This window comes from Janthinobacterium sp. 35 (genome assembly GCF_002754575.1).
Classification (GTDB): Bacteria; Pseudomonadota; Gammaproteobacteria; order Burkholderiales; family Burkholderiaceae_D; genus Janthinobacterium; species Janthinobacterium tructae.
Genome location: NZ_PEFN01000001.1, coordinates 166661 through 191693, shown reverse-complemented (window position 1 = coordinate 191693; position 25033 = coordinate 166661). Strand labels below are relative to the sequence as shown.

The 25033-nt window shown below is 65.4% G+C and carries 15 protein-coding genes; 14 read left to right on the top strand and 1 reads right to left on the bottom strand.

What is annotated here, in order from left to right; translation table 11 throughout:
* From CLU93_RS00885 to cobA, 9 genes are all read left to right on the top strand, one after another.
* Positions 1-786 (top strand): ATP-binding cassette domain-containing protein, encoded by a 786-nt coding sequence (locus CLU93_RS00885; RefSeq protein WP_099759614.1) that lies wholly within the window; start codon positions 1-3, stop codon positions 784-786.
* A gap of 8 nt (positions 787-794) precedes the next feature.
* Positions 795-2741, top strand: coding sequence for a bifunctional 5-dehydro-2-deoxygluconokinase/5-dehydro-2-deoxyphosphogluconate aldolase (locus CLU93_RS00880; protein ID WP_099759613.1), 1947 nt, complete (start codon positions 795-797; stop codon positions 2739-2741).
* On the top strand, positions 2738-4567 hold the full coding sequence (iolD, locus tag CLU93_RS00875; RefSeq protein WP_099759612.1) for a 3D-(3,5/4)-trihydroxycyclohexane-1,2-dione acylhydrolase (decyclizing): 1830 nt from the start codon (positions 2738-2740) through the stop codon (positions 4565-4567). Before CLU93_RS00880 ends, iolD begins: the two co-directional genes overlap by 4 nt.
* 1 nt (position 4568) lies before the next feature.
* A complete protein-coding gene (iolE, locus tag CLU93_RS00870; protein ID WP_099759611.1) occupies positions 4569-5483 on the top strand; it encodes a myo-inosose-2 dehydratase in 915 nt (304 codons plus the stop codon).
* A complete protein-coding gene (gene iolB, locus CLU93_RS00865; RefSeq protein WP_099759610.1) occupies positions 5480-6277 on the top strand; it encodes a 5-deoxy-glucuronate isomerase in 798 nt (265 codons plus the stop codon). The genes iolE and iolB overlap by 4 nt, the downstream gene beginning before the upstream one ends.
* Positions 6278-6287: 10 nt before the next feature.
* Positions 6288-7787, top strand: a complete 1500-nt coding sequence (locus tag CLU93_RS00860) for a CoA-acylating methylmalonate-semialdehyde dehydrogenase (protein WP_099759609.1) — start codon at positions 6288-6290, stop codon at positions 7785-7787.
* Between the two features lie 74 nt (positions 7788-7861).
* The gene (locus CLU93_RS00855; RefSeq protein WP_099759608.1) at positions 7862-8500 is read left to right on the top strand and encodes an ANTAR domain-containing response regulator; all 639 of its coding nucleotides are present in this window, start codon (positions 7862-7864) and stop codon (positions 8498-8500) included.
* 157 nt (positions 8501-8657) lie between these two features.
* A complete protein-coding gene (locus CLU93_RS00850) occupies positions 8658-9836 on the top strand; it encodes a CmpA/NrtA family ABC transporter substrate-binding protein (protein ID WP_099759607.1) in 1179 nt (392 codons plus the stop codon).
* A 26-nt stretch (positions 9837-9862) separates the two neighbouring features.
* Positions 9863-10633, top strand: a complete 771-nt coding sequence (gene cobA, locus CLU93_RS00845) for a uroporphyrinogen-III C-methyltransferase (RefSeq protein WP_099759606.1) — start codon at positions 9863-9865, stop codon at positions 10631-10633.
* A gap of 2 nt (positions 10634-10635) precedes the next feature.
* Here the strand turns inward: cobA and CLU93_RS00840 are convergent, their stop codons facing one another.
* Positions 10636-11619 carry a cyclase family protein gene (locus CLU93_RS00840; RefSeq protein ID WP_099764168.1) on the bottom strand — a complete coding sequence of 328 codons (984 nt, stop codon included), beginning with the start codon at positions 11617-11619 and terminating at the stop codon, positions 10636-10638.
* Positions 11620-11727: 108 nt separating this feature from the next.
* Here CLU93_RS00840 and CLU93_RS00835 point away from each other — a divergent pair, with 108 nt between their 5' ends.
* From CLU93_RS00835 to recD, 5 genes are all read left to right on the top strand, one after another.
* Positions 11728-12618, top strand: a complete 891-nt coding sequence (locus CLU93_RS00835; protein WP_099759605.1) for a LysR family transcriptional regulator — start codon at positions 11728-11730, stop codon at positions 12616-12618.
* A 142-nt stretch (positions 12619-12760) separates the two neighbouring features.
* On the top strand, positions 12761-15808 hold the full coding sequence (locus tag CLU93_RS00830; protein ID WP_099759604.1) for a CHASE domain-containing protein: 3048 nt from the start codon (positions 12761-12763) through the stop codon (positions 15806-15808).
* A gap of 75 nt (positions 15809-15883) precedes the next feature.
* On the top strand, positions 15884-19303 hold the full coding sequence (gene recC, locus CLU93_RS00825; protein ID WP_099759603.1) for an exodeoxyribonuclease V subunit gamma: 3420 nt from the start codon (positions 15884-15886) through the stop codon (positions 19301-19303).
* Positions 19300-22974: an exodeoxyribonuclease V subunit beta gene (recB, locus tag CLU93_RS00820; RefSeq protein WP_099759602.1), complete on the top strand. Its 3675-nt coding sequence runs from the start codon at positions 19300-19302 to the stop codon at positions 22972-22974. The genes recC and recB overlap by 4 nt, the downstream gene beginning before the upstream one ends.
* Positions 22964-24922, top strand: a complete 1959-nt coding sequence (recD, locus tag CLU93_RS00815) for an exodeoxyribonuclease V subunit alpha (protein ID WP_099759601.1) — start codon at positions 22964-22966, stop codon at positions 24920-24922. Before recB ends, recD begins: the two co-directional genes overlap by 11 nt.
* Positions 24923-25033: the final 111 nt, after the last annotated feature.

Sequence of the window (25033 nt, the reverse complement as noted above, 5' to 3'; positions counted from 1 at the left end):
ATGAGCGAATACATCCTTGCGCTGGAAAACATCAGCAAACGTTTCGGCTCCGTCATCGCCCTGCAAAACGTCACCCTGCGCCTGAAACCGGGCGAAGTGCATTGCCTGCTGGGCGACAACGGCGCCGGCAAGTCGACCCTGATCAAGACCCTGGCCGGCGTGCACCGGCCTACCAGCGGGCAATACCTGGTCGATGGCAAGCCCGTCAGCTTCAATTCGCCGAAAGAGGCGCTCGACCTGGGCGTGGCCACCGTCTACCAGGACCTGGCGCTGGTGCCCTTGTTATCGGTGGCGCGCAATTTCTTCATGGGCCGCGAGCCGATCAAAAAAATGTTCGGCGTGCTGCCCGTGATGGATATGGAGTATGCGGCCACCACGGCGCGCGACAAACTGGCCGAAATGGGCATCATGGTGCGCGATCCGCACCAGGCCGTGGGCACCATGTCGGGCGGCGAACGCCAGTGCCTGGCGATTGCCCGCGCCATCCACTTCGGCGCGCGCGTGCTGATCCTCGACGAGCCGACGGCCGCGCTGGGCGTGAAGCAGTCGTTCAACGTGCTGAAACTGATCTACAAGGCGCGCGAACGGGGCTTGTCCGTGATCTTTATTACCCATAATGTGCACCACGCCTACCCCGTGGGCGACTCGTTCACCCTCTTGAACCGGGGCAAGTCGCTGGGCACTTACACCAAGGAAACCGTTTCCAAGGATGAAGTACTCGACATGATGGCGGGCGGTGCGGAAATGCAAACGCTGATGGCTGAACTCGACGGTGTCACGATTTAAGGATAACCATGAATAACCCGACACAATTTGCCCAGGGCCGCGCGCTCGACGTGATTTGCCTGGGCCGCCTGGCGGTGGACCTGTATGCGCAGCAGATCGGCAGCACCCTGGAAGACGCGACCAGTTTCGCCAAGTACCTGGGCGGCTCGTCGGCGAACATCGCCTTCGGCACGGCCCGCCTGGGCCTCAAATCGGCCATGCTGTCGAAAGTGGGCGACGACCACATGGGCCGTTTCCTCACCGATACTTTGTCGAAAGAGGGCTGCGACGTCAGCCATGTGGGCATCGACCGCGACCGCCTCACGGCCCTCGTCATGCTGGGCATCAAGGATAAAAACACCTTCCCCCTGATCTTCTACAGGGAAAATTGCGCCGACATGGCCATCGACCTGGCGTCGGTGGATGCGGCCTTCATTGCCTCCAGCAAAGCGCTCCTGATCACCGGCACGCATTTTTCTACCAGTGCCATGCACGCCGTCAGCACGCAAGCATTGAAACTGGCCCGCGCCAACAATGTGCGCACCGTGCTCGACATCGATTACCGGCCCGTGCTGTGGGGACTCTCCGGCAAGGCGGACGGCGAAACGCGCTTCGTTTCGAACGACGGCGTGACCAGCCATTTGCAGGCGATCCTGCCGCAATTCGACTTGATCGTCGGTACGGAAGAGGAATTCATGATCGCCGGCGGCGGCGCCGACATCATGGCCAGCTTGCGCGCCGTGCGGGCCGCCACCCTGGCCACCCTGGTCGTCAAGCGGGGCCCGCTGGGCAGTGCCGTCATCGACAATGTGGTGCCGGCCAGTTTGGATGACGCGTATAACTACCGTGGCGTGCGCGTGGAAGTGCTCAACGTGCTGGGCGCAGGCGATGCGTTTCTGTCCGGCTTCCTGAAAGGCTGGTTGCGCGGCGAGGAATACGAAGCGTGCTGCCGCTATGCGAATGGTTGCGGCGCCCTGGTCGTCTCGCGCCACGGCTGCGCGCCGGCCATGCCGTCGCCCGTCGAGCTCGACTATTTTCTGGCCAATGCGGCCAAGCTGACGCAGCCGGACCAGGACGCCACCTTGTCGCGCTTGCACCGCACGACGGTAGCGCGCCAGCAATGGGATGAATTATGCGTGTTTGCCTTCGACCACCGCACGCAGTTCTTTGAGCTGGCGCAACAGACGGGCGCAGCCGAATCGCGTATCTCGGCCCTGAAGCAACTGATGGTGCAAGCCGTGGCGCAGACGGAAACGGCCTTGCAGCTGGCCGGCAAGACGGGCGTGCTGATCGATGGCCGCTATGGTGTCGACGCGCTCAACGATGCGACGGGGCGGGGCTGGTGGATCGGCCGTCCCGTGGAATTGCCTGGATCGAACCCGCTGCAATTCGACTGGGGCCGTTCCATCGGTTCGCATCTGCTCAACTGGCCAAAGGAACACGTGATCAAATGCCTGGTGCAGCTGCACCCGGACGACACCGTGGAAAACCGGCTGGAGCAGGAAGCGCAGATCAAGGCCCTGTATGACGCGGCGCAAGTGAGTGGTCACGAACTGCTGTTGGAAGTGATCCCGTCGGAATCCCTGCCGCACAGTGACGATACCGTCTTGCGCGCCGTCAAACGCCTGTACAACCTGGGTATCTATCCGGAATGGTGGAAGCTGGAAAGCATGTCGGCCAAGCAATGGCAAGCCATCGATGCCCTCGTGCACGAGCGCGATCCGTATTGCCGTGGCGTTGTCTTGCTGGGCTTGAATGCCCCGATCGAGAAACTGGCTGCCAGTTTTGAGCAAGCCAGTGCCAGCACCACCTGCCGCGGCTTCATGGTGGGGCGCACCATCTTCCAGGAACCGAGCCGCCGCTGGCTGGCCGGCGACCTCGACGATGCGGGCCTGATCGCCGCCGTGCGCGCCAACTTCGAACAACTCATCAGCTTGTGGCAACGCACGCGCAATCGGCAGGAGCGTGCGGCATGAGCGCCACTATTCGTTTGACCATGGCGCAGGCGCTGGTGCGCTATCTGTCGGTATTGCGTACCGATGACGGTCAGCCCCTGTTTGGCGGCGCCTTCGCCATCTTTGGCCACGGCAATGTCGCTGGCCTGGGCGAAGCGCTGTACCAGTACCGCGACAGCTTCCCCACGTATCGGGCCCACAACGAGCAGGCGATGGCGCACTCGGCCATTGCCTACGCGAAAGCGCACATGCGCCGGCGCATGATGGCCGTCACCAGTTCCATCGGCCCGGGCGCCACCAACTTGCTGACAGCCGCCGCGCTGGCGCACGTGAACCGCTTGCCCGTGCTCTTGCTGCCGGGCGACGTCTTCGTGTCGCGGGCGCCGGACCCGGTGCTGCAGCAGCTGGAAGATGCCAGCGACGGCAGCGTCTCGGTCAACGATGCGTTCAAGCCACTGTCGCGTTACTTTGACCGCATCGTGTATCCGGAGCAATTGCTGACGGCCCTGCCGCGCGCCATTGCCGCCTTGACGGACCCGGCCGCCTGCGGTCCCGTCACCTTGTCGCTGCCGCAAGACGTGCAAACGATGGCGTATGACTATCCGGCCGATTTTTTCGAACCGCGCATCGTGCGTTTCCGCGCCGTGCCGCCCGTCGAGCAGGAGCTGGAAGAGGCGGCGCTGCTATTGAAAAATGCGAAACAGCCGCTGATCGTGGCCGGTGGCGGCGTGCTGTACGGCAAGGCCAGCGCTGCCCTGCAGGCGTTTGCCGAGCGGCATGGCATCCCCGTGGCGGAAACCCAAGCCGGCAAGAGTGCCTTGCCGTGGGACCATCCTTTGCAACTGGGCGCCATCGGCGTGACGGGTTCGCCTGCGGCGAATGCCCTGGCGTTTGATGCGGACGTGGTGCTGGCCGTCGGCACGCGCCTGCAGGATTTCACCACGGGCTCGAACTCCCTGTTTGCGCAGGCGCAACTGCTCAGCCTGAACGTCAACAGTTTTGACGCCTTGAAACGCCGGGGCATGGGGCTGCAGGCGGATGCGACGCTTGGCTTGCAGGGTCTGTCGCGGCTACTGGGCAGCTGGAACAGCGCGGGCCACTGGCTGGACCGGGCGCAGCAGGCGGGCAATGCCTGGCGCGCGACGGTGGCGTCCATCACCGGGAAAAGGGAAGTGGCCGGCTTGCCGTATGACGGCGAAGTCATCGGCGCCGTGCAGCGTTCATCCGAGGACTCCACCACCCGCGACATCGTCGTCTGCGCGGCAGGCACCTTGCCGGCCGAACTGCACAAGCTGTGGCGCACGGAAACACCGGGCGGCTACCACATGGAATACGGCTATTCGTGCATGGGCTATGAAATCGCCGGCGGCCTCGGCGTCAAAATGGCCAAGCCGGATGCCGAGGTGATCGTCATGGTGGGCGATGGCAGCTATCTGATGATGAATTCGGAAATCGCCACTTCCGTCATGCTGGACAAAAAGCTGATTATTGTTGTGCTCGACAACAGGGGCTATGGCTGCATCAACCGCTTGCAGCAGGCCTGTGGCAATGCCTCGTTCAACAATATGTTGCCCGACAGCGCCCCCGCCATCGACTTTGCCCTGCATGCGCAGTCGCTGGGCGCGCTCTCCGAACACGTTGGCAATATCGCCGAACTGGAACAGGCCATGCTGCGCGCCCGCGCCGCACCGCGCACGTATCTGATCTGCATCAATACGGACGACACGCGCACGACAGAAGAGGGTGGTTGCTGGTGGGAAGTGGCCGTGCCCGAAGTCTCCACCCAGCCAGGCGTGCAAGCGGCGCGCGCCCGTTATGAACTTGACCGTCTGAAACAAAGGAATTGAGATGAACACTTGGAATGTCAAGATCGGCATCAACCCGATCTCGTGGATGAACGACGATTTGCCCAGCCTGGGCGGCGAGACCCCGCTGGAGACAGCGCTGAAAGAGGGCGCCGAGATCGGCTACGTGGGTTTTGAATTGGGCAACAAGTTCCCGAAAGATGCCCCGGCCCTGAACGCCGTGCTGGGCAAATACAATCTTGCCTGTGTTTCCGGCTGGTATTCGGGACGGTTGGCCCATCGGTCTGTGGAAGAAGAGATCGCTTCCGTCGGCCCGCATTTACGGCTGCTGGCCGACAGCGGCGCGACCGTCATGGTCTACGGCGAAGTGGCGGACGCCATTCAGGGCGAAGCGCGCCCGCTGTACAAACGCCCGCGTTTCCAGTCTCAGCAGCAATGGCAGGACTATGCCGACAAATTGACGGCGTTTGCCAGGCACTTGCTCGACAACGGCGTGCGTCTGGCGTATCACCACCACATGGGCGCGTATGTGGAAACCCCGGCGGACGTGGATCAACTGATGGCCCTGACCGGGCCGGAAGTGGGCTTGCTGTTCGACACGGGGCATATCACGTTTGCCGGCGGCGATGCGCTGGCGGTTTTGAACAAGCATATCGATCGCATCTGCCACGTGCATTGCAAGGACGTGCGCCCGAACGTGGTGAAACTGGCCCGCAATGGCCACTGGAGTTTCTTGCAAGCCGTCATCAATGGCGCCTTCAGCGTGCCCGGCGACGGCAGCATCGATTTTCCAGCGATCCTGACGCGTTTGTATCTGCATGGCTACGAGGGCTGGCTGGTGGTGGAAGCGGAGCAAGACCCGGCCGTGGCGCCCAGTTACCAGTATGCAAAGATGGGCCACGATTACCTGGCGCATCTCGTCGAGGCGATTCCCCGTCTGGGCAGGGAAGCGGCATGAGCCCGCTGCTGGTGAAAGCGGGGCAGGGACAGACCATCGTCGAAGTCACGCCCGAGTCGGCCGGCTGGACGCATGTGGGCTTTGCCGCCCACCGCCTGGACGCCGGCGAGCACATCAGTCTGGAGACGGGCCAGCGCGAACTGTGCATCGTCGTGCTGACGGGCACGGTCACCGTGCAGGCGGGCGAGCAGCGCTGGGAAGCCATCGGCAATCGCGCCAGCGTCTTCGAGGACGTCTCGCCCTACGCCGTGTATGTGCCGCTCGATACTCAGGTCAGCATCACGGCCGTGAGCGCCGCCGAAGTGGCCCTGTGCAGCGCGCCAGCCACCACGCACCGTCCGGCGCGCCTGATCGAACCGGCCAGCATGACGCGCTCCGTGCGCGGCAAGGGTTCGAATACCCGCTATGTGTGCGACATCCTGCCGCAGACGGAAGAGGCGGACGGCTTGCTGGTGGTCGAGGTGGTCACGCCGTCCGGCCACTCGTCCAGCTATCCGCCGCACAAGCACGATAGCGACAATGTGCCGCTGGAAAGTTCGCTGGAAGAAACGTATTACCACCGCCTCAATCCGGCGCAGGGCTTTGCCTACCAACGAGTCTACACGGATGACCGTTCCATCGACGAAGCCATGGCCGTGGAAAACCACGACGTGGTGATGGTGCCCAGGGGCTACCACCCCGTCACCGTGCCGTATGGCTATGACGGCTATTACCTGAACGTGATGGCGGGCCCGAAACGCGTGTGGCACTTTAAAAACGACCCGGCCCATGAGTGGCTGATGCATACCAAATAGAGGATTCAAGATGACAACGCAACAGATCGGCCACTTTATCGGTGGCAACCCCATGGCTTCGCGCTCCGAGCGCACGAGCGAGGTCTTCAATCCCGCCACGGGCGCCGTCACGGCCAAGGTGTCGCTGGCGACTGCCGCCGAGCTGAACGCGGCCGTGGCCGCCGCCTATGCGGCCTTTCCCGCCTGGTCGCAAACGTCGCCCCTGCGCCGCGCACGCGTCATGTTCAAGTTCAAGGAATTGCTGGAAGAGCATGCGGATCAATTGGCCGCCCTGATCACGGCCGAACATGGCAAGGTGTTTACGGATGCGAAAGGGGAAGTGACGCGCGGCATCGAAGTGGTGGAGTTTGCCTGCGGCATTCCGCAAATGATGAAAGGTGAATACTCGGAGCAAGTGGCCGGCGGCATCGACGCCTGGTCGATCCGCCAGGCGCTCGGCGTCTGCGTCGGCATCACGCCGTTCAATTTCCCCGTGATGGTGCCGATGTGGATGTTCCCGATGGCGATTGCCTGCGGCAATACGTTCGTCCTCAAACCATCGGAGCGCGACCCGTCGGCCAGCCTGCTGCTGGCGCAGCTGTTGACGGATGCGGGCTTGCCCGATGGCGTCTTTAATGTGGTGCAGGGCGACAAGGAAGCCGTCGACGGCTTGCTGCACCATCCGGACGTACGCGCCGTCAGCTTTGTCGGCTCCACGCCGATCGCCGAGTACATCTACGCCACCGGCTGCGCGCAGGGCAAGCGCGTGCAAGCGCTGGGTGGCGCGAAAAACCACATGGTCGTCATGCCCGACGCCGATATTCCCCAGACGGTCGATGCCCTGATGGGGGCTGCCTTCGGTTCGGCGGGCGAGCGCTGCATGGCCATTTCCGTCGTTGTGGCCGTCGGCAATGTGGCGGACCAGCTGGTGGAAGCACTGGTGCCGCGCATCGCCGCCTTGAAAATCACGCAAGGCATGGATTTGTCGGCGGAAATGGGGCCCGTGGTGACGCAGGTGCACAAGGACAAAATTACCGGCTACATCGACACCGGCGTCAAGGAAGGCGCCAAGCTGGTCAGTGATGGACGCGGTTTCGTGCTGCCCGGCCATGAAAACGGCTTTTTCCTCGGCGGCAGCCTGTTCGACCATGTCACGCCCGAGATGACCATCTATAAAGAGGAAATCTTCGGCCCTGTCCTGTGCATCGTGCGCGTGCCCGATTTTACGACGGCGCTGGACCTGGTCAACGCGCATGAATATGGCAATGGCACGGCCATTTACACGCGCGACGGCAACACGGCGCGCGAATACACGCACCGGGTGCAGGTGGGGATGGTCGGCGTGAATGTGCCGATCCCCGTGCCGATGGCCTTCCACAGCTTCGGCGGCTGGAAGCGCAGCCTGTTTGGCGACCACCATGCGCATGGCCCGGAATCCGTGCGTTTCTATACGAAACAAAAGGCCGTCACGCAGCGCTGGCCAGCCTCGACGGCTGCTGGCGCCGAGTTTGCCATGCCGACCCTGAAGTAAAGCACCATGTAAATCCGGCTGGTTCGCTTCTTGCTTACTGCAATGGTTGTGTTTAGCCATTCCAGATCGCTCCCATGACGTCCAGCCGTACCCAGCCTTTGCGCATCGTTGTCGTCAACACCATTGTCGAGCACGGCGTGCACGCGGACGCGGCATTGGCTGCCCAGGTGCTGCGCGGCAATGCCTTGCGCATCGGCTTGCTGGAATCGGGTTTCGACATCGTCGCCTCGCTGCCAGCCGACCTCTACCTTCCCGAGCGCATCGCGCAACTGCAGCCTGACCTCATCATCATCGATGCCGAATCGGACGCGCGCGACGTGCTCGAACACATCGTCATCGCCACGCGCGACGAGCGCCGCCCCATCGTATTATTTACCGAAGACGGCGCCACGGCCAGCATCGACGCGGCCATGGCGGCCGGTGTGTCCGCCTACATCGTCGCCGGCTTGCAGGCTGAGCGCATCTTGCCCGTGCTGAACGTGGCGCTGGCGCGCTTTCGCCAGGAAGAAAAACTCCGCGCCGAATTGCTCGACACGCGGCACAAGCTGCTGGAACGCAAGGTGATCGAACGGGCCAAGGGTCTGTTGATGACGCATCAGGGCTTGACGGAAGAGCAGGCTTACCAGCGGCTGCGCAGCATGGCGATGAATAAAAAGCTGAAGCTGGCGGAAATTGCCCAGCGCATCCTCGACGTGGAGGACTTGCTGGGATGACTCGACCATTTTCTGGCCCATGCTGGTGCAGCGCACCATCGCGGTGCGTTTCCAGCCGTCTTGGGCGGGGCGTGCACAGGCATGGTCCTTGCTGCTGGACGGGGAGAACCTTGCCCACGGTGGCGCGGAAAAACAGTACTTATCAGCAAGGAATGGTATGACAGAGAAAATGGGAGACAGCGTCCAACTGGTACGCACCCTGCATCCGGAAAAACAGACGATACGCATCGGCTACCTGCCGCTGGCCGATTGCGCCTCGCTGGTGATGGCATCCAAGCTGGGCCTGGATGAAAAATACGGCATCAAGATCGAACTGAGCCGGGAGATGTCGTGGGCCGGCGTGCGCGACAAATTGAACAATGGCGAACTCGACGCGGCCCACGTGTTGTACGGTCTCGTGTATGGCGTGCAGATGGGCATCGGCGGGCAGCAGCGCGACATGGCCGTGCTGATGAACCTCAATCACAGCGGCCAGGCCGTCACCCTGTCGGCGGCGCTGGCGCGCGAGGGCGCCCACGATGGCCCCACACTGGCGCGCTACATGCGCGGCGCGGCGCGGCCGTTTGCGTTTGCGCATACTTTCCCGACCGGCAACCACGCGATGCTGCTGCAATACTGGCTGGCCGCGCATGGCATCGATCCGCTGCGCGACGCGCGCGTGATGACGGTGCCGCCGTCGCAGATGGTGGCGGCCTTGCGTGCGGGCCAGATGGATGGCTTTTGCGCGGGTGAACCGTGGGGCTACAAGGCCATCGTCGATGGCGTGGGCGTGACGGCCGCCAGCAGCGGCGCCATCTGGCCCGACCATCCGGGCAAGGTGCTGGGCACCAGTGCCGCGTTTGCGCGCCAGCATCCGAACAGCTGCCGCGCCCTGATCGCCGCCGTGCTTGAGGCGGGCCGCTGGATCGACGCCAGCGACGCCAACCGGCTGGCCATGGCGGCCATCCTGACCGAGCCCGCTTACTTGAATACACCGCAGGAAATGCTGGCGCCGCGCATCCTCGGCCATTATCAGGATGGCCTGGGCAAGACCTGGGACGAGGCGCACGCTTTGAAGTTTTATGGCGCCGGCGCCGTGAATTTCCCGTATTTGTCGGACGGCATGTGGTTCATGACCCAGCACCGGCGCTGGGGCTTGCTGCGTGATGAACCCGATTACCTGGCGGTGGCAAGGCAAGTCAACCGCATCGACCTGTACCGCCAGGCGGCGGAAATGACGGCCACGCCCGTACCAAAATCCCCCATGCGCAGCTCGACCCTGTGTGACGGCGTGGTGTGGGATGGCAGCGCGCCGGAAGCGTACGCGGCATCATTTGCCATCGGCCACTGTTTTTAACTCAATTTCTGACTGGAGACTGCAGCATGGCGCAACTTGGAAGCGTGACCCTGGTCGGCGCCGGTCCCGGCGACCCGGACCTGTTGACATTAAAAGCTGTGAAGGCCATCGCGCGGGCCGACGTGGTGCTGATCGACGACCTCGTCAATCCAGCCATCCTCGCGCATGCGGCACAAGGCGTGCGCGTGGTCGAGGTGGGCAAGCGCGGTGGCTGCGCTTCCACGCCGCAAGCGTTCATCGAGCGCCTGATGCTGGCCGAGGCGCGCGCCGGCCAGCATGTGGTGCGCCTGAAAGGGGGCGACCCGTATCTGTTCGGGCGTGGCGGCGAAGAGCGCGCCTATTTGCGCAGCCACGGCGTGGCTGTCGAGGTGATACCCGGCATCAGCAGCGGCCTGGCCGCGCCATCGTCCATCGGCGTGCCGCTGACGCACCGCAGCTGGAGCCAGGGCGCGATCTTCGTCACGGGCCATGGCAAGGATAGCGCCTCGGAGCCGAACTGGGCGGCATTGGCGCAAAGCGGCCTGACCCTGGTCATCTACATGGGCGTGGCCAGGGTGGCGGCGATCCAGGCGGGCTTGCTGGCCGGCGGCATGGCGCCCGGCACGCCCGTGGCCGTGGTGCAATCGGCCAGCTTGCCGGCCCAGCGCGAATTGCTGAGCACTTTGCACGCTTTGCCCGCCGATTTGCTGGCCAGTGGCTTGGGCAGCCCCAGCATCATCGTCGTGGGCGAGGTGGTGCGCTGCGCCGATGCATGGGATGCGCATGCAACCGGCGCCTTGCTGGCCGCTGCCATCTGATTTTAACGGATAGGCAGGGCCACGGGCCGGATGGGCGCCGCGTCGCCGCCACGGAATTTCAACGAGGCGCCGATGAAGGCAAACTGGTACACCTTGTCGCGCGACAAGGCTTCCAGGTCGACCAGCTCCAGGATGGGCGTGCCCTGTTGCGCCAGCAGATAGGTGTGCACGGGCAGGTAATTGCCCTCCACTTCGGACGGAAACGCCTCGAAACTGAGGTTGTCCGCCCCTACCACCATGGCGCCGCCATCTTCCACGAGGAATGTCGCCGCATCGAGCGACAGGCCGGGGGGATTGGCCATATAGGCTTGCGCCTGCTCATAGTGTTGCATGCGGCCCGTGCGTATCAGCACCACGTCGCCCTTTTCCAGCGTGATCTTCTGCTGGGCCAGCGCCGCGCGCAAGTCCTGCCGCGTGACCCGGTAATTGTCGGGCAGCTGTGACAGTCCCTTGGCCACGGCCACGTCGATCAGCACGCCGCGCGCCACGATCGGCGGCAGCTTTTCCGCGCCCGTCACGGTCCAGCCACGGTCGCCCAGGTAGTGCTCCTCCGTAAACCCGTTCCAGATCTTGCCGTTCAAGCCAAAGTGGTTGAGCGCGTCGATATGCGTACCCATGTGCGCATACATGGACACGGCCGAACCCGTGTAACTGACGTGGCGGTTCATCTGTTCGCCCACGTTCATGGAGTCGGCCACGACGTTGCCCTTCGGCGTGTGCGTCATCCACATCTGGTAGGGCGGATCGCCGGCCGCCTGCCAGCTGGGCATGCCGACATAGAAATCGACGGCCAGGTCATAGCTCTTGCCGCCGTCGATGCGCGCCAGAATGGCGGCACGTGAGGCCGGCGTCATCAGGTTCAGGCGGCCGATTTCGTCTTTCGGCCCCCAGGGGCTGATGCCCACTTCAGGCAGGGCGGCGGCCTGCGTCGCTCCTGCCAGCAGCGCCAGCAGCAGGGTAGTCAGGGTGGCAGATGGTGTGAACATGGGGTGCTCCTTGCGTGACATGAATGAAGAAGCCACCATCATATTGTTTTCCAATTCAATGATAATCAGCGATAAAATAATAAGATATTCAACTGCAAGGAAAGAATCATGGATGTCCTGGCGCACATGCGCGTGTTTCGCAAGGTGGTCGAGCGTGACAGCTTCAGCAAGGCCGCGCAGGACCTGAACCAGTCGGCGGCGGCCATCAGCAAGCAGGTGCGCCAGCTGGAGGCGCGCCTGGGCACCGTGCTGCTGGTGCGCACCACGCGGCGCATGAGCTTGTCGGACGGCGGACGCGCCTATTATGTTGAATGCTGCCGCCTGCTCGACGAGGTCGACGCGCTGGAACTGGCCACGCGCGGCTGCGCCGGCAAGGTGGCGGGGCGGCTGCGCGTGAATGCGCCGCTGTCGTTTGGCCTGAAAGTGCTGTCGCCCCTGCTGCCGGTCTTCATGGCCCGCCATCCGGAAGTCAGCATCGAGATGACCCTGGACGACCGCCTGCGCGACGTGGTGGGGGAGGGCTATGACGTGTCGCTGCGCATTCGCGCCACGCTGGCCGATTCGACTCTGGTGGCGCGCCGCCTGGGCGATGTCGAGCAGATGATCTGCGCGGCGCCCGCCTACCTGGCGCGGCGCGGCACGCCCCGGCAGGTGCAGGATTTGCACGGCCACGATTGCCTGGCCTACCGCCTGGCCGACAGCCCCGGCGTCTGGCAGCTGGCCGGCCCGGAAGGGGCGAGCAGCATCGTCCTGCCCGTGCGCTTTTCCGCCGACAGTAGCCTGCTGCTGGCCGATATGCTGGTGGCGGGCATCGGCGTGGGCGCGCTGCCGTCGTTCGTCGCCACACCCCTGCTGGCCAGCGGCGCCCTGGTGCGCGTGCTGCCGTTGCATGGCATGGCCAGGCGCGGCGTGTATGCGTTGACGCCCGATGGACGCCACGTGCAGGAAAAGGTGCGCGCCTTTTGCGACTTCCTGGCCGGGGCGCTGCAGGCGGCATAGGCGCTGGGTGTTTTCCAGTGCAACCATCGTGCGCGCTTTTTTTCGCGGTCAGATGCGTCGGGCAGGGGCTTTGATAGTATCCTCGTACTTGCTGGGCGGCACTGCGCCGTACATTCGAGGAAACCGGAATAAGCGATCGACAATGCACACTTTGAGCAAGGGCGGGGCGGGATCAGGCATCAGAATCTGGGCAGGTGGCCTGTTGCTGGCCCTGGCGGTGGGTGGCGCCTTGTATGCGGGCGCAGTGCGCACGGTCAATGACGACGCCGAACAGCGTTTCGACAATCTCACGCATAGTGCCCAGCACAGCCTGATCACGCGCGTAAAAAGCTATTCCGACCTGCTGCGTGGCCTCGAAGCCCTGTTCCGCACCAGCGAGTACCTGACGCGTCGCCAGTTCCATGATTACGTGGCCGGCCTCGATATCGCGCGCCAGTTCCCCGCCATCGAATCGGTCAACTATGCGGTGGCCGTCCCGTCGGCGCAGCGCGCCGCCTTCATCGAGACCGTGCGCAAAGACACCAGCCTGGCGCCGCGCGGCTATCCCGCCTTCACCATCCGGCCTGCGGGGGAGCGGCCGGAACACACGGTGCTCACCTACCTGGAACCCGATTCCCTGTTGGCCGAACGCATGGGCGTCGATATCGGCGCCAACCCGCTGGTGGCGCAATCGCTGGCGCAGGCGCGCGACAGCGGCGAAGTCAGCGCGTCGGGCCAGGTGATCATGATCAAGGGGCCGCCCGCGCACGTGGGCCTGGGCATGCGCCTGCCCGTGTACCGCAATGGCATGCCGCAAGGCAGCGTGGCCGAGCGCCGTGCCGCCTACCAGGGGTCCGTGGGCATCGGCTTTGGCGTCGCGCAACTCGTGCACAGCGCGCTCGAACGCAGCGCCCTGGAGCCGCTGCACCTGACTCTGTACAGCGCGGTCGAACCTCTGCCGGCCCAAGGCGTCCTGCGCATCGCGCCGCAGGATCGTCTGCTGTTCAACGATGGCGGCGACCTGGCGGCAGCGCCGCCGCAACCGGGCGGCGATGGCGCGTATTTCGACCAGGTCTTGCCCATCGTGTATCAGGGGGGCGTATGGAAAGCCCATTTCCGCGTGCGCAAGGCGGAGCTGTACAGCCCCTTTGACCGCTATTTCCCGTGGCTGGCGCTGGGCGTCGGCATGGCCGGCACCCTGCTCATTTATGGCTACATCTTTACCCTGTACCGTTCGCGCCGCAACGCGGTGGCGCAGCGTACCCTGCTCGATACGGTGCTCGACAGCGTCGATGCCTACGTCTACATGAAGGATGCCGACCTGCGCTACCGCTACGTGAATGCGCGCACGGCGAAGATACTGGGCCGCTCGGCGGAGCAGTTGATCGGCCGCCAGGATGGCGAGTTGACGCTCGGCGATGCGGCCGCCGCCGCGCAGCTGACCGAACGCCAGGTGTTCGACAGCGGCGCCAAGTTCGTCGGCGAAGAGCGCTTCGTCGATGCGCAGGGCCAGGTGCATCACCTGTGGAGCGTGAAGGTGCCGCTGGGCTTGCCCGGTCCCGTCACGGGCCTGATCTGCCTGTCCACCGACGTGACGGAACTGCACCGCCTGAAGGAGCAGGCCGACGCGGCCAGCCAGGCCAAGAGCGACTTCCTGTCGAACATGAGCCATGAAATCCGCACGCCGATGAACAGCATCATCGGCATGGCGCACCTGGCGCTGAAATCGGTGGCCGATGCGCGCCAGCGCGATTATCTGCAAAAGATCTTCCATTCGGGCCAGCATTTGCTGGGCCTGATCAACGACATCCTCGATTTTTCCAAGATCGAGGCGGGCAAGCTGGAACTGGAAGTGCTGGACTTCCGTCTCGACACCCTGCTGGCGAACATCGCCAGCCAGCTCGGCGACGCGGCCGCCGTCAAGGGCCTGGCGCTGCAGTTCGATATCGCGCCCGAGTTGCCGCAGCGCTGGCGCGGCGATCCGCTGCGCCTGGAGCAGGTCTTGCTGAACCTGACCAGCAACGCCATCAAGTTTTCCGACAATGGCAGCATCTACGTGCGCGTGCGCCAGTCGGAGGAACGCGGCAGCCACGCCATGCTGCGCTTCGAAGTGCAGGACCGGGGCATCGGCATGAAGCAGGAAGAAGTGGCGCAGCTGTTCCGCTCCTTCCACCAGGCCGACCCCTCGACCACGCGCAAGTATGGCGGCAGCGGCCTGGGGCTGGTGATCAGCAAGCAGCTGGTTGAACTCATGGGCGGCAAGGTGGGCGTCTACAGCCAGCCTAGCCAGGGCAGCACCTTCTGGTTCACGGCGCGCCTGGAGAAAAGTGCGCAAGCGGGCGATGAGCGCATCGCCGAAGTCGAGCCCGAAGTCTTGGGCGTGATCCGTGGCGCCTCCATCCTGCTGGTGGAAGATAACGTCTTCAGCCAGCAGGTGGGCTGCGAATTGCTGGAAGACGCCGGCGCCACCGTCTGCGTCGCCTGCAATGGCCGCGAAGCGCTGGAATTGCTGGCCCACCAGCGCTATGACTGCGTGCTGATGGACGTGCAGATGCCGGAGATGGACGGCTTCGAAGCGACGCGCCGCATCCGCGCCGACCCCAGGCTCAGCGGTCTGCTGGTGATCGCCATGACGGCCAATGCGGGCAGCGAAGACCGCGCCCGCTGCCTGGCGGCCGGCATGGATGAGTTCGTGACCAAGCCGATCGCCCCGAATCTGCTGTTTCACCTGCTGGCGAAATGGTTTCGCCAGCGTGGCGGTATTGGCGGCATCGGCAGCCTTGCTCATGCGCGCGTGGGCGACAGGCTGGCGGCGCTGCCGAAAGCGCCGCCGTCGGCCGCCGCACCGGACTTGCGCGACATGGCCGTCCTCGATCTGGCCACCCTGGCGCTGACGTTCAGCAATGACGCCGTGAAGATGCGCAAATACACCCAGCTGTTTCTCGATACGGCGCGTGACGGCATCGCCGAAATGGAGCAGGCCATGGCGCTGGAAGACCTGGGGCGCCTGGCCGACCTGGGACACCGCAGCAAATCATCGGCGCTGGCCGTGGGCGCGCATGCCTTCGCCAGCCTGTGCGTGTCGATCGAAGGCTTGCGCCTGGGCGGCGACCGGCAGCAGGCGCGCGCCTTGCTGACGGCCCTGGGGCCGGCGCTGGCGCTGGTGGCGGAACAAATTTCACTGGAATTTGCCGTCAGCGACGCCCCCTGACGCAGGCAGCGGCGATAATATGCCTTTGACGTCTCTGGCCACCCGGCCAGAGACGCGGCAACCCATCGGATCAGCATGCATACTCCCGTCACGCCCGGCCTTCTCATCCTGCATGGCAACCAGCTGGAACAGCTGCGCGCCGCCGTCTTCCAGTGGCTGCGCCAGCATCCGCTGGCACCGCTGGAAACGGATATCTTTCTGGTGCAGTCGAACGGCGTGGCCGAATGGCTGAAGATCGCCCTGGCCGAGGAAATGGGCGTGTGCGCCGCCACGCGCATCGCCCTGCCGGCGCGCCTGCTGTGGGAAAGCTACCGCGGCATGCTGGGGCGCGAACGCGTGCCGCGCGTGTCGCCATTTGATAAATCGCCGCTGACCTGGCGTTTGATGCGTCTATTGCCGTCGCTGCTGGCCGACCCGGTGTTCGCGCCGCTGCGCTACTTCCTGGCCGATGGCGATAGCGAACGCCGGCTGCAGCTGGCCGAGCGCCTGGCCGATTTGTTCGACCAGTACCAGGTCTACCGCGCCGACTGGCTGGCCGACTGGGCGGCGGGGCTTGACCAGTTGCGCACGGCGCGCGGCGAAGCTATCGCATTGAAGGACGACCAGCGCTGGCAGGCGCAGTTGTGGCGCGCCGTGTCGGCCGATGTCGAAGCCTTCGAGCGCGACACGGGCCGCGCCGACATCCACGACGCTTTCCTGGCGGCGATCGCCGCCGGCGATGCGCCTGCCGGCAAGCTGCCGCGCAGGGTGGTGCTGTTTGGCGTGTCGGCCCTGCCATACCAGACCTTGCAGGCGCTGGCCGCGCTGGCGCGCCACACGCAGGTGGTGCTGGCCGTGCCCAATCCGTGCCAGTTTTACTGGGGCGACATCATCGACGGGCGCGACTTGCTGCGCGCGCAAAACAAGCGCCAGCGGCAGCGCAATGGCACCGACCTGGCGCAAATTCCGCTCGAAGCACTGCATGCGCACAGCCATCCGCTGCTGGCCAGCTGGGGCAGGCAAGGGCGCGACTTCATCCGCATGCTCGACGAGTTCGACGAACACGCGCAAGCCGAAGGGCGCGACGACAGCCTGCGCATCGACCTGTTTGGCGAGGAAACGGGCGAGACCCTGCTGCAGCAGGTGCAGGTGGCCATCCGCGAACTGCGTCCGCTGGCCGAGCACGAGCAAACGCCGCCCGAGGCCGGCGACCGCTCGATCGAATTTCACGTGGCGCACAGCGTGCAGCGCGAAGTGGAAGTGCTGCACGACCAGCTGCTGGCCATGTTCGCGCACAGCGCCGAGACGGGCCTGCGTCCGCGCGACGTGGTAGTGATGGTGCCCGACATCGACACCTTCACGGCCGCCATCCACGCCGTCTTCGGCCAGTACCGGCGCAATGACGAGCGTTTCATTCCGTTCGAGATCGGCGACGTGAAGGACCGCAGCGTCAATCCGCTGCTCGTCGCGCTCGAGTGGCTGCTGCAACTGCCGCAGCAGCGCTGCCGCCAGAGCGAAGTGCGCGACCTGCTCGACGTGCCGGCGCTGGCGGCGCGCTTCGGCCTGCAGCCGGACGACCTGCCGACCCTGGGCGCCTGGATCGAAGGGGCGGGCGTGCGCTGGGGCCTGGACCAGGCGCACCGCGCCGGCCTGGGGCTGGGCGCGGCCGGGGAACAGAATGCGTGGATCTTCGGCGTGCGGCGCATGCTGCTCGGCTATGCCAGCGGCAGTGGTGCCAGCTTTGGCGGCATCGAGCCGTATGCGGAAGTGGGCGGCCTCGATGCGGCGCTGGCGGGCTCGCTGGCGCAGCTGGTCGAGGCGCTGCTGCACTGGCGCAGCGTGCTGGCCAACGCGCACACGCCAGCCGAATGGGGCGTGCAGGCGCGCGCGCTGCTGGCCGCCTTCTTTGATGCCGACGACGAAGGCGACCGCCTGACCCTGGCGCAGCTGGAAGGCGCCTTGCAGGGCTGGCTGGAAACCTGCGAGCATGCGGGCTTTGTCGAGCAGGTGCCGCTGTCCGTGCTGCGCGTGGCGTGGCTGGGCGCGCTGGACGAGCCGACCCTGAACCATCAATTCGTCTCCGGCGGCGTCACCTTCTGCACCTTGATGCCGATGCGCGCCGTGCCGTTCCGCGTGGTGTGCCTGCTGGGCATGAACGATGGCGACTTCCCGCGCCGCGCGCAAAAGGCCGATTTCGACTTGCTGGCGCTGCCCGGCATGGCGCGTCCGGGCGACCGTTCGCGCCGCGACGATGACCGCTACCTGATGCTCGAAGCCTTGCTGGCCGCGCGCGACAAACTGTATGTGAGCTGGGTGGGGCGCAATGTGCGCGACAATTCCGAGCAGCCGCCGTCCGTGCTGGTGTCGCAGCTGCGCGATTACCTGGCCGCCGGCTGGTCGCTGGACCGGCATTTGGCAAGCCTGACGACCGAGCACGCGCTGCAGCCGTTCAGCCGCCGCTATTTCGAGGCCGATGGCTTGCTGACCTACGCGCGCGAATGGCGCGTCGCGCATGCCGATGCGGATGCGCAGGCTGCCGTGCTGCCGCTGGGTCCCTACGAACTCGATCCCGGCACGCGCTTGAAACTGGGCGAGCTGGCCAGCTTTTTGCGCCAGCCCGTCAAGTACTTTTTCCGCCGCCGCCTGAGCGTGTATTTTGCCGATGCGGCCATGCTGGGCGAGGATGAAGAGCCGTTCGGCCTGAACGCGCTCGAACGCTATCTGCTGGAAGACACGATGCTCGACGACGGCGGCGCCGTCGAAGCGCTGGACGACGTGCGCGCCAGCCTGCAAGCGCGCGCACAGAAGCTGGCGCGCGAAGGCGTGCTGCCCATCGGCCTGATCGGCCAGCAGGTGCAGGCGCAGCTGGTCGAGGCGCTGGTGCCCGTGCGCAGCGCGTGGCTGTCGCTGCGCGCCTCGTTCCCGCTGGCGGCCGACAAGCGCGCCATCAACTTGCCGTTCGGTGAGCTGCAGATCGACGACTGGCTCGACAAATTGTGCAGCAACGGGCAGGAGACGGCCTGGCTGATGCAGATTTCCTCGAAGGTGACGGACAAGAGCGGCCTGGCGCGCGGCGACAAGCTGATGCTGATGTGGCTGCGCCAGCTGGCTGCCGCCGCCCTCGGCTTTCCCGTCACCGGCTATCTGGTGGCGCGCGACGCCATCGTCAGCATGGCGCCGCTCGACCCGGCCACGTCGCGCGATGCGCTGGCCACCTTGCTGGCGCTGTGGCGCGAAGGCATGAACCATCCGCTGCCCACGGCGTGCAAGACGGGCCTGGCGCTGGTGCAGCAGGGTGACCCGCGCGCCGTCTACGATGGCGGTTTTGAACTGTCCGGCGAGCGCGACGAACTGTGCCTGGCGCGCCTGTGGCCCGAGTTTTCCGCGCTGGCTGCGGAAGAAGCCTGGGAAGACTGCACGCGCGAGCTGTATGGCCCGCTGGCCGACTGGCTGCAGCAGCACATCACGATAGACCCGATCAGCGCGCCCAATGATGGCGCGGGAGAAGAACCATGACGAGCCATCTGCTCAACCCCCTGGCGTTCCCGCTGCACGGCTCGCGCCTGATCGAAGCCTCGGCCGGCACGGGTAAAACCTGGACCATCGCCGCGCTGTACGTGCGGCTCGTGCTGGGACACGGCGACGACGACAGCCGCTTTACGCGTCCGCTGCTGCCGGCCGATATTTTGGTGATGACGTTTACGCGCGCCGCCACGCGCGAATTGTCGAACCGCGTGCGCGAGCGCCTGATCGAGGCGGCCGCGTATTTTCGCAATGAGTTCCGCATTGAATCCGGTGGCAGCGACCCGTTTCTCGACTCCTTGCTGGTATCCTATCCCGACGAGAGCGAACGGCAAAAGGCCGCGCACCGGCTGATGCTGGCCGCCGAGACGATGGATGAAGCGGCGATTTTCACCATCGACGCCTGGTGCCAGCGCATGCTGCGCGAGCACGCGTTCGACAGCGGCAGCCTGTTCGACGAAGAACTGGTCAGCGACGAGCAAGCGCTGTTCGAGGATGCGGCCCACGATTACTGGCGCCAGCAAGTGTATCCCTTGCCGCCGCAGGCGCTCGAGGTGCTGCTGGCGTGCTGGCCCGACGTGGGGGCCCTGAAGAAAGGCGCGCGCGAGCTGGCGCGCCGCGCGGACATCATGGGCATGGCGCACGAAGAACCGTTATCCATGCTGATCGCGCGCGAACAGCGGGCGCTGGCCGCGCAGCTGGCCACTCTGAAGGCGGGCTGGGTCGAGCGCGTCGACCAGATGGCCGCGTGGATCAACGACCATCGCGCCGCCAATCCCAAGTGTTTTAACGGCGTCAAGATGAAGCCGGAAAATTTGGCGAAGTGGTTCGACGGCTTGCGCCGCTGGGCGCAGGATCCGCTCTTGCTGCAGCCAGCCATCACGGCCAAGGCGTGGGAGAGATTAACGCCGTTCGGCATCGAGGATGCGTTTGCCAAGAGTTTCACGGCCCAGGTGCCCGAGTGCTTCGAGCATACCGAGGCGCTGGGGAGCGCCCTGGCGGGAATTACACCGCTGGGGCACACGCTGCACCTGCATGCGGCGGCGGCCATTGCGCGGCGCATGGATCAGTTAAAACGCCAGTCGCGCCAGTTCGGCTTTGCCGACATGCTGCAGCGCTTGCACGACGCGCTGGCCGGCGAGAATGGCGCGGCCCTGCGCCAGCGCATCGTCGACCAATACCCGTTGGCGATGGTCGATGAATTCCAGGATACGGCACCGGCCCAATACCAGATTTTCAACCTGCTGTACCGCATCGCCGACAACGATCCGGCGCAAGGCCTGTTCCTGATCGGCGACCCGAAGCAGTCGATCTACGGCTTTCGCGGCGCCGACATCCAGAGTTACCTGGCGGCGCGCCGCGCGACAACGGGACGCCATTATCAGCTGGGCACCAATTACCGCTCGACGGCGCCGCTGGTGGCGGCCGTCAATCAGCTGTTCCTGCACGCCGAGCGCGATGAGGTGCCGCTTGGGGCCTTCCGCTACCGGAAAGGGGACGAGAATCCGCTGCCGTTCGAGGCGGTCGACGCCAAGGGCCGCGATGAATGGCTGGTGAACGCCGGCGGCCCGCTGCCGGCGCTGCTGGCCGCCTGCGCCAGCGATGAAGGGCTGCGCGGCGACAGCTACCGCGAGTATTTCGCGCAGCATTGTGCCGAACATATCGTCGCCATGCTGGGCGATGCGCAAGCCGGTTTCACTGGCCCCGACGGTTTTACGCGCCTGGAACCGGCCGATATCGCCATCCTCGTGCGCGACCGCAAGGAAGCGGCGGCCATCCGCCGCGCGCTGGCACGCCGCCGGGTCGCCAGCGTCTACCTGTCCGACAAGGATTCCGTCGTCGACAGCGAAGAAGCGCAAGACGTGCTGCGCTGGCTGGCGGCGCTGGCCAACCCGCTCGACGGGGGGCTGGCGCGCGCCGCGTTTGCCACGCGCACCATCGGCCTGTCGCTGGGCGAGCTGGCGCGCCTGTCGAGCGACGAGCTGGAATGGGAGCGCCGCGTCGAGCAACTGAAGACCCTGCATTTGATCTGGCAGCGCCAGGGCGTGCTGGCCATGCTGCGCCGCTTCATCCACGAATTGCAGCTACCCGCCATGCTGCTGCAGCAGACGGGCGGCGAGCGGCGGCTGACGAACTTGCTGCACCTGGCCGAACTGCTGCAATCGGCCAGCCGCCAGCTCGATGGCGAACAGGCGCTGATACGCTGGCTGGCCGAGCAGATTGCCGGTGAAGGCGAGGGCAGCGACGAGCGCGTCCTGCGCCTGGAAAGCGATGCGGAACTGGTGAAGGTCATCACCGTGCATAAATCCAAGGGCCTCGAATACCCGCTCGTGTACCTGCCGTTTGCTGTCACGGCGCGCAAGGTGGATAAACGCAACCGCAGCTTCTTCGACTATGCGGATGAAAAAGGCGAACGCCGCCTCGATCTGTCCTTGTCCGACGAGGCCATGGCGGCGGTCGAAGAGGCGCGCATCGAGGAAGACTTGCGCCTGCTGTACGTGGCCCTGACGCGCGCGCGCCACTTTTTGTGGCTGGGCGTGGCCGCCCAGGCGGCGCGCAAGGCGGGCGAGAATACCCTGCACGAATCGGCGCTCGGTTACCTGCTGACGGGCGGCGACAAGCTGCCGGCGGAGCAGCTGCTGCTGCGCTGGCAGCAGGTGGCGGGCGATTGCGAGGCCATTTACGTGAGCTCTTTGGCGCAGCCCGATGCCTGCACGGTGCTGGACCGGGTCGAGCGGCGCCCCGCCTTGCGGCCCGCGCCCGTGTTCGTGGGCGAGTTCGAACGCGACTGGTCGGTGGGCAGTTTTACCTCGCTGACGCGGCAGATCGGCGCCATGGCGGCCGCGCACGTGCCGCAGCGGGCGCTGGAAGAAACCTTGCTGGAAGATGGCACGGCGGTGGCCGTGGTCTCGCCGCTGCAGATGGGCGACGCGCCGTGGCACCGCTTCCCGCGCGGTTCCGTGCCCGGCAATTTCCTGCACGAGCAGCTCGAGTGGATGGGCGGCGAAGGTTTTGACAGCGTCCACGATGCCCATTTTGACACGCGCCTGGCGGCGCGCTGCGAGCGGGCGGGCTGGGGCCACCGCCAGGACGACGCCATCGCCTGGCTCAGGGAAATCGCCATCACGCCGCTGCCGCTGCTCGACGCCTCGCTGTCGCAGTTGGACAGCACCCTGTCCGAGATGGAGTTCTGGTTCCCCAGCGAGCATTTGTCCACCGCAGCGCTCGACCAGCTGTGCACGCGCTTGCTGCTCGACGGCGCGCCGCGTCCCGTGCTGCCGCGGCGCCAGCTGCACGGCATGCTGAAAGGCTTTGCCGACCTGGTCATCGAACGCGATGGCCGCTACTGGGTGCTCGACTACAAGTCGAATGCGCTGGGCGCCAACGACGCCGCCTACCACACGGCCGCGCTGGCGGCCGGCATGGCGCAGCACCGCTACGATATCCAGGGCGCCATCTACATGCTGGCCCTGCACCGGCTGCTGAAAAGCCGGCTCGGCGATGCGTACGATCCTGCCGAGCACCTGGGCGGCGCCATCTTCCTGTTCCTGCGCGGCATCGCGAATGCGGATACGCACGGCTGCTACTGGCTGGCGCCGCAGCTGGAACTGCTGGACGGACTCGATCAACTGTTATCTGAAGAAGCGGAACATCATGCAGCATAGTGAGCAAATGAATGCCTTGTTCAGCCACGTCGACGGCGTTGCCGGGGATGGCCATCTGCGCCGCCTGAGCGCCGCCTTTGCCCGCTTCATCGCCAGCCTGGACGAGGACGCGCCGGATGCCGCCGCCGTGGCCGTGGCCTGCGTCGTGCTGTCCGAGCTGGAAGGGCGGGGGCACAGCTGTCTGATGCTGGCTGACCTGGCTGGCGAAGCGTCGCAGCTGCTGGGCTGGAGCGAGGAGCTTTGGCATGGCGTGCTGGCCGTTTCCGGGCCGCTACCGGACAGCGTCGCTGGCTGGCGCGCGCTGCTGGCCGGCGCGCCGCAGGTGTGGCAGGTGGGTGCGGCCGATGTGCGCCAGCCGCTGGTGCTCGATGGCGATCGTCTGTACCTGCGCCGCTACTGGCGTGACGAGACACTGGTCGGTGAAAAGATCGCCGTGCGCGCGCAGGATCTGGGCACGCCGCCGCTGGCACAGGTGCGGCAATGGCTCGACATCCTGTTCGACCAGCCGACCAAAGACGGTGGCCCGGACTGGCAAAAAGTGGCGTGCGCCATCGCCCTGCGCGGCAAGGTGGCCATCATCACGGGCGGTCCCGGCACGGGCAAGACCTACACGGTGGCGAGCCTGTTGACCCTGCTGTTTGCCGTCTCGCCGCAGCCGGAGCAGTTGCGCATCGCGCTGGCCGCACCGACGGGCAAGGCGGCCGCGCGATTAAAGCAGTCGATCGACAAGGCCTTGAGCGGCCTGGCGGAAAAGGTCGGGGAAGCCTTGCCGCTGCTGGAACTGGCGCGGCGCATGGGCGCGGCGCGCACCCTGCATAGTTTGCTGGGCGCGCGGCCCGACACGCGCGCCTTTGCCCACCACGCGGGCAATCCGCTCGACGTCGATGTGCTGATCGTCGATGAAGCGTCGATGGTGCACCTGGAGATGATGGCCTCGGTGCTCGACGCCTTGCCGCCGACGGCCATCTTGATCCTGCTGGGCGACAAGGATCAACTGGCGTCGGTGGAAGCGGGCGCCGTGCTGGGCGACTTGTGCCACGATGCGCAGGCGGGCGGCTACACGGAGGCCACCATCGCGTATGCGCAGGCGGCCAGCGGCGTGGCCATTCCGCCCGCCTTCGCGGGAGCGGCTGGCGCGCTGGCGCAGCAGACGGTGATGCTGCGCCACAGCCACCGTTTCAGCGGCCCGATCGGCGAGCTGGCGCTGGCCGTGAATGGCGGCAGGCCCGATCTGGCCAAGGCGTGTTTTGCCAGCGACAGCGGCGGCCAGCTGGCGTGGAGCGTGCCGGCGCAGCAGGAAGACGTGCTGCGCCTGGCCTTGCGCGGACGTGCGGATGCACCGGGCGGGTATCAGCCTTACCTGGCACTGGTGCATGCCGGTGAAGCAGCGTATGGGCAGCATGATGACTGGGTGCGCGCCGTGCTGCACGCATTTGAAGCGTTCCGCATCCTGTGCGCTGTGCGTGAAGGCGAGTGGGGCGTGGCGGGCCTGAACACGGCCATCGAACTGCGGCTGGAAAAGGAAGGCTGGATACGCCGCAGCGAATGGTATGTGGGGCGCCCCGTGATGGTCACGCGTAACGACTATGGCACGGGCGTGTTCAATGGCGACATCGGCCTGACTTTGCGCGATCCTGCCCGGCCGGGGTCATTGCGCGTGTATTTTTTGGAAGGCGAGCATGTGCGCAGCGTGCTGGCCACGCGCCTGCGCCACGTGGAAACGGCGTTCGCCATGACGGTGCACAAGTCGCAGGGCTCGGAATTTCGCCACACGGTGCTGGTGCTGCCGCAGGAGGGCGGCGCCATGCTGGCGCGCGAACTGGTCTACACGGGCATCACGCGCGCGCGCGACTTCTTTACCTTGGTCTCGCCCACGCAAGCCGTGCTGTTCGACGCGATTCTGCGCCGCACGCAGCGGGCCAGCGGCTTGAGGGGGCTGATCGGCTGACGGTTTGACCGGGCTCTGCAGGTTTCCACATAGAAATATATGTGTTGTATTCCGAATATTGATGATAATTGTTCCGATTTTTGTGTGAAAATACTTTCGTAGAGAAAGTGG

Bases quoted from the DNA above. Each gene is read 5' to 3' on its own strand.
- CLU93_RS00885 (WP_099759614.1), top strand. From the start codon at position 1: ATGAGCGAATACATCCTTGCGCTGGAAAACATCAGCAAACGTTTCGGC.
- CLU93_RS00880 (WP_099759613.1), top strand. From the start codon at position 795: ATGAATAACCCGACACAATTTGCCCAGGGCCGCGCGCTCGACGTGATT.
- iolD (WP_099759612.1), top strand. From the start codon at position 2,738: ATGAGCGCCACTATTCGTTTGACCATGGCGCAGGCGCTGGTGCGCTAT.
- iolE (WP_099759611.1), top strand. From the start codon at position 4,569: ATGAACACTTGGAATGTCAAGATCGGCATCAACCCGATCTCGTGGATG.
- iolB (WP_099759610.1), top strand. From the start codon at position 5,480: ATGAGCCCGCTGCTGGTGAAAGCGGGGCAGGGACAGACCATCGTCGAA.
- CLU93_RS00860 (WP_099759609.1), top strand. From the start codon at position 6,288: ATGACAACGCAACAGATCGGCCACTTTATCGGTGGCAACCCCATGGCT.
- CLU93_RS00855 (WP_099759608.1), top strand. From the start codon at position 7,862: ATGACGTCCAGCCGTACCCAGCCTTTGCGCATCGTTGTCGTCAACACC.
- CLU93_RS00850 (WP_099759607.1), top strand. From the start codon at position 8,658: ATGACAGAGAAAATGGGAGACAGCGTCCAACTGGTACGCACCCTGCAT.
- cobA (WP_099759606.1), top strand. From the start codon at position 9,863: ATGGCGCAACTTGGAAGCGTGACCCTGGTCGGCGCCGGTCCCGGCGAC.
- CLU93_RS00840 (WP_099764168.1), bottom strand. From the start codon at position 11,619: ATGTTCACACCATCTGCCACCCTGACTACCCTGCTGCTGGCGCTGCTG.
- CLU93_RS00835 (WP_099759605.1), top strand. From the start codon at position 11,728: ATGGATGTCCTGGCGCACATGCGCGTGTTTCGCAAGGTGGTCGAGCGT.
- CLU93_RS00830 (WP_099759604.1), top strand. From the start codon at position 12,761: ATGCACACTTTGAGCAAGGGCGGGGCGGGATCAGGCATCAGAATCTGG.
- recC (WP_099759603.1), top strand. From the start codon at position 15,884: ATGCATACTCCCGTCACGCCCGGCCTTCTCATCCTGCATGGCAACCAG.
- recB (WP_099759602.1), top strand. From the start codon at position 19,300: ATGACGAGCCATCTGCTCAACCCCCTGGCGTTCCCGCTGCACGGCTCG.
- recD (WP_099759601.1), top strand. From the start codon at position 22,964: ATGCAGCATAGTGAGCAAATGAATGCCTTGTTCAGCCACGTCGACGGC.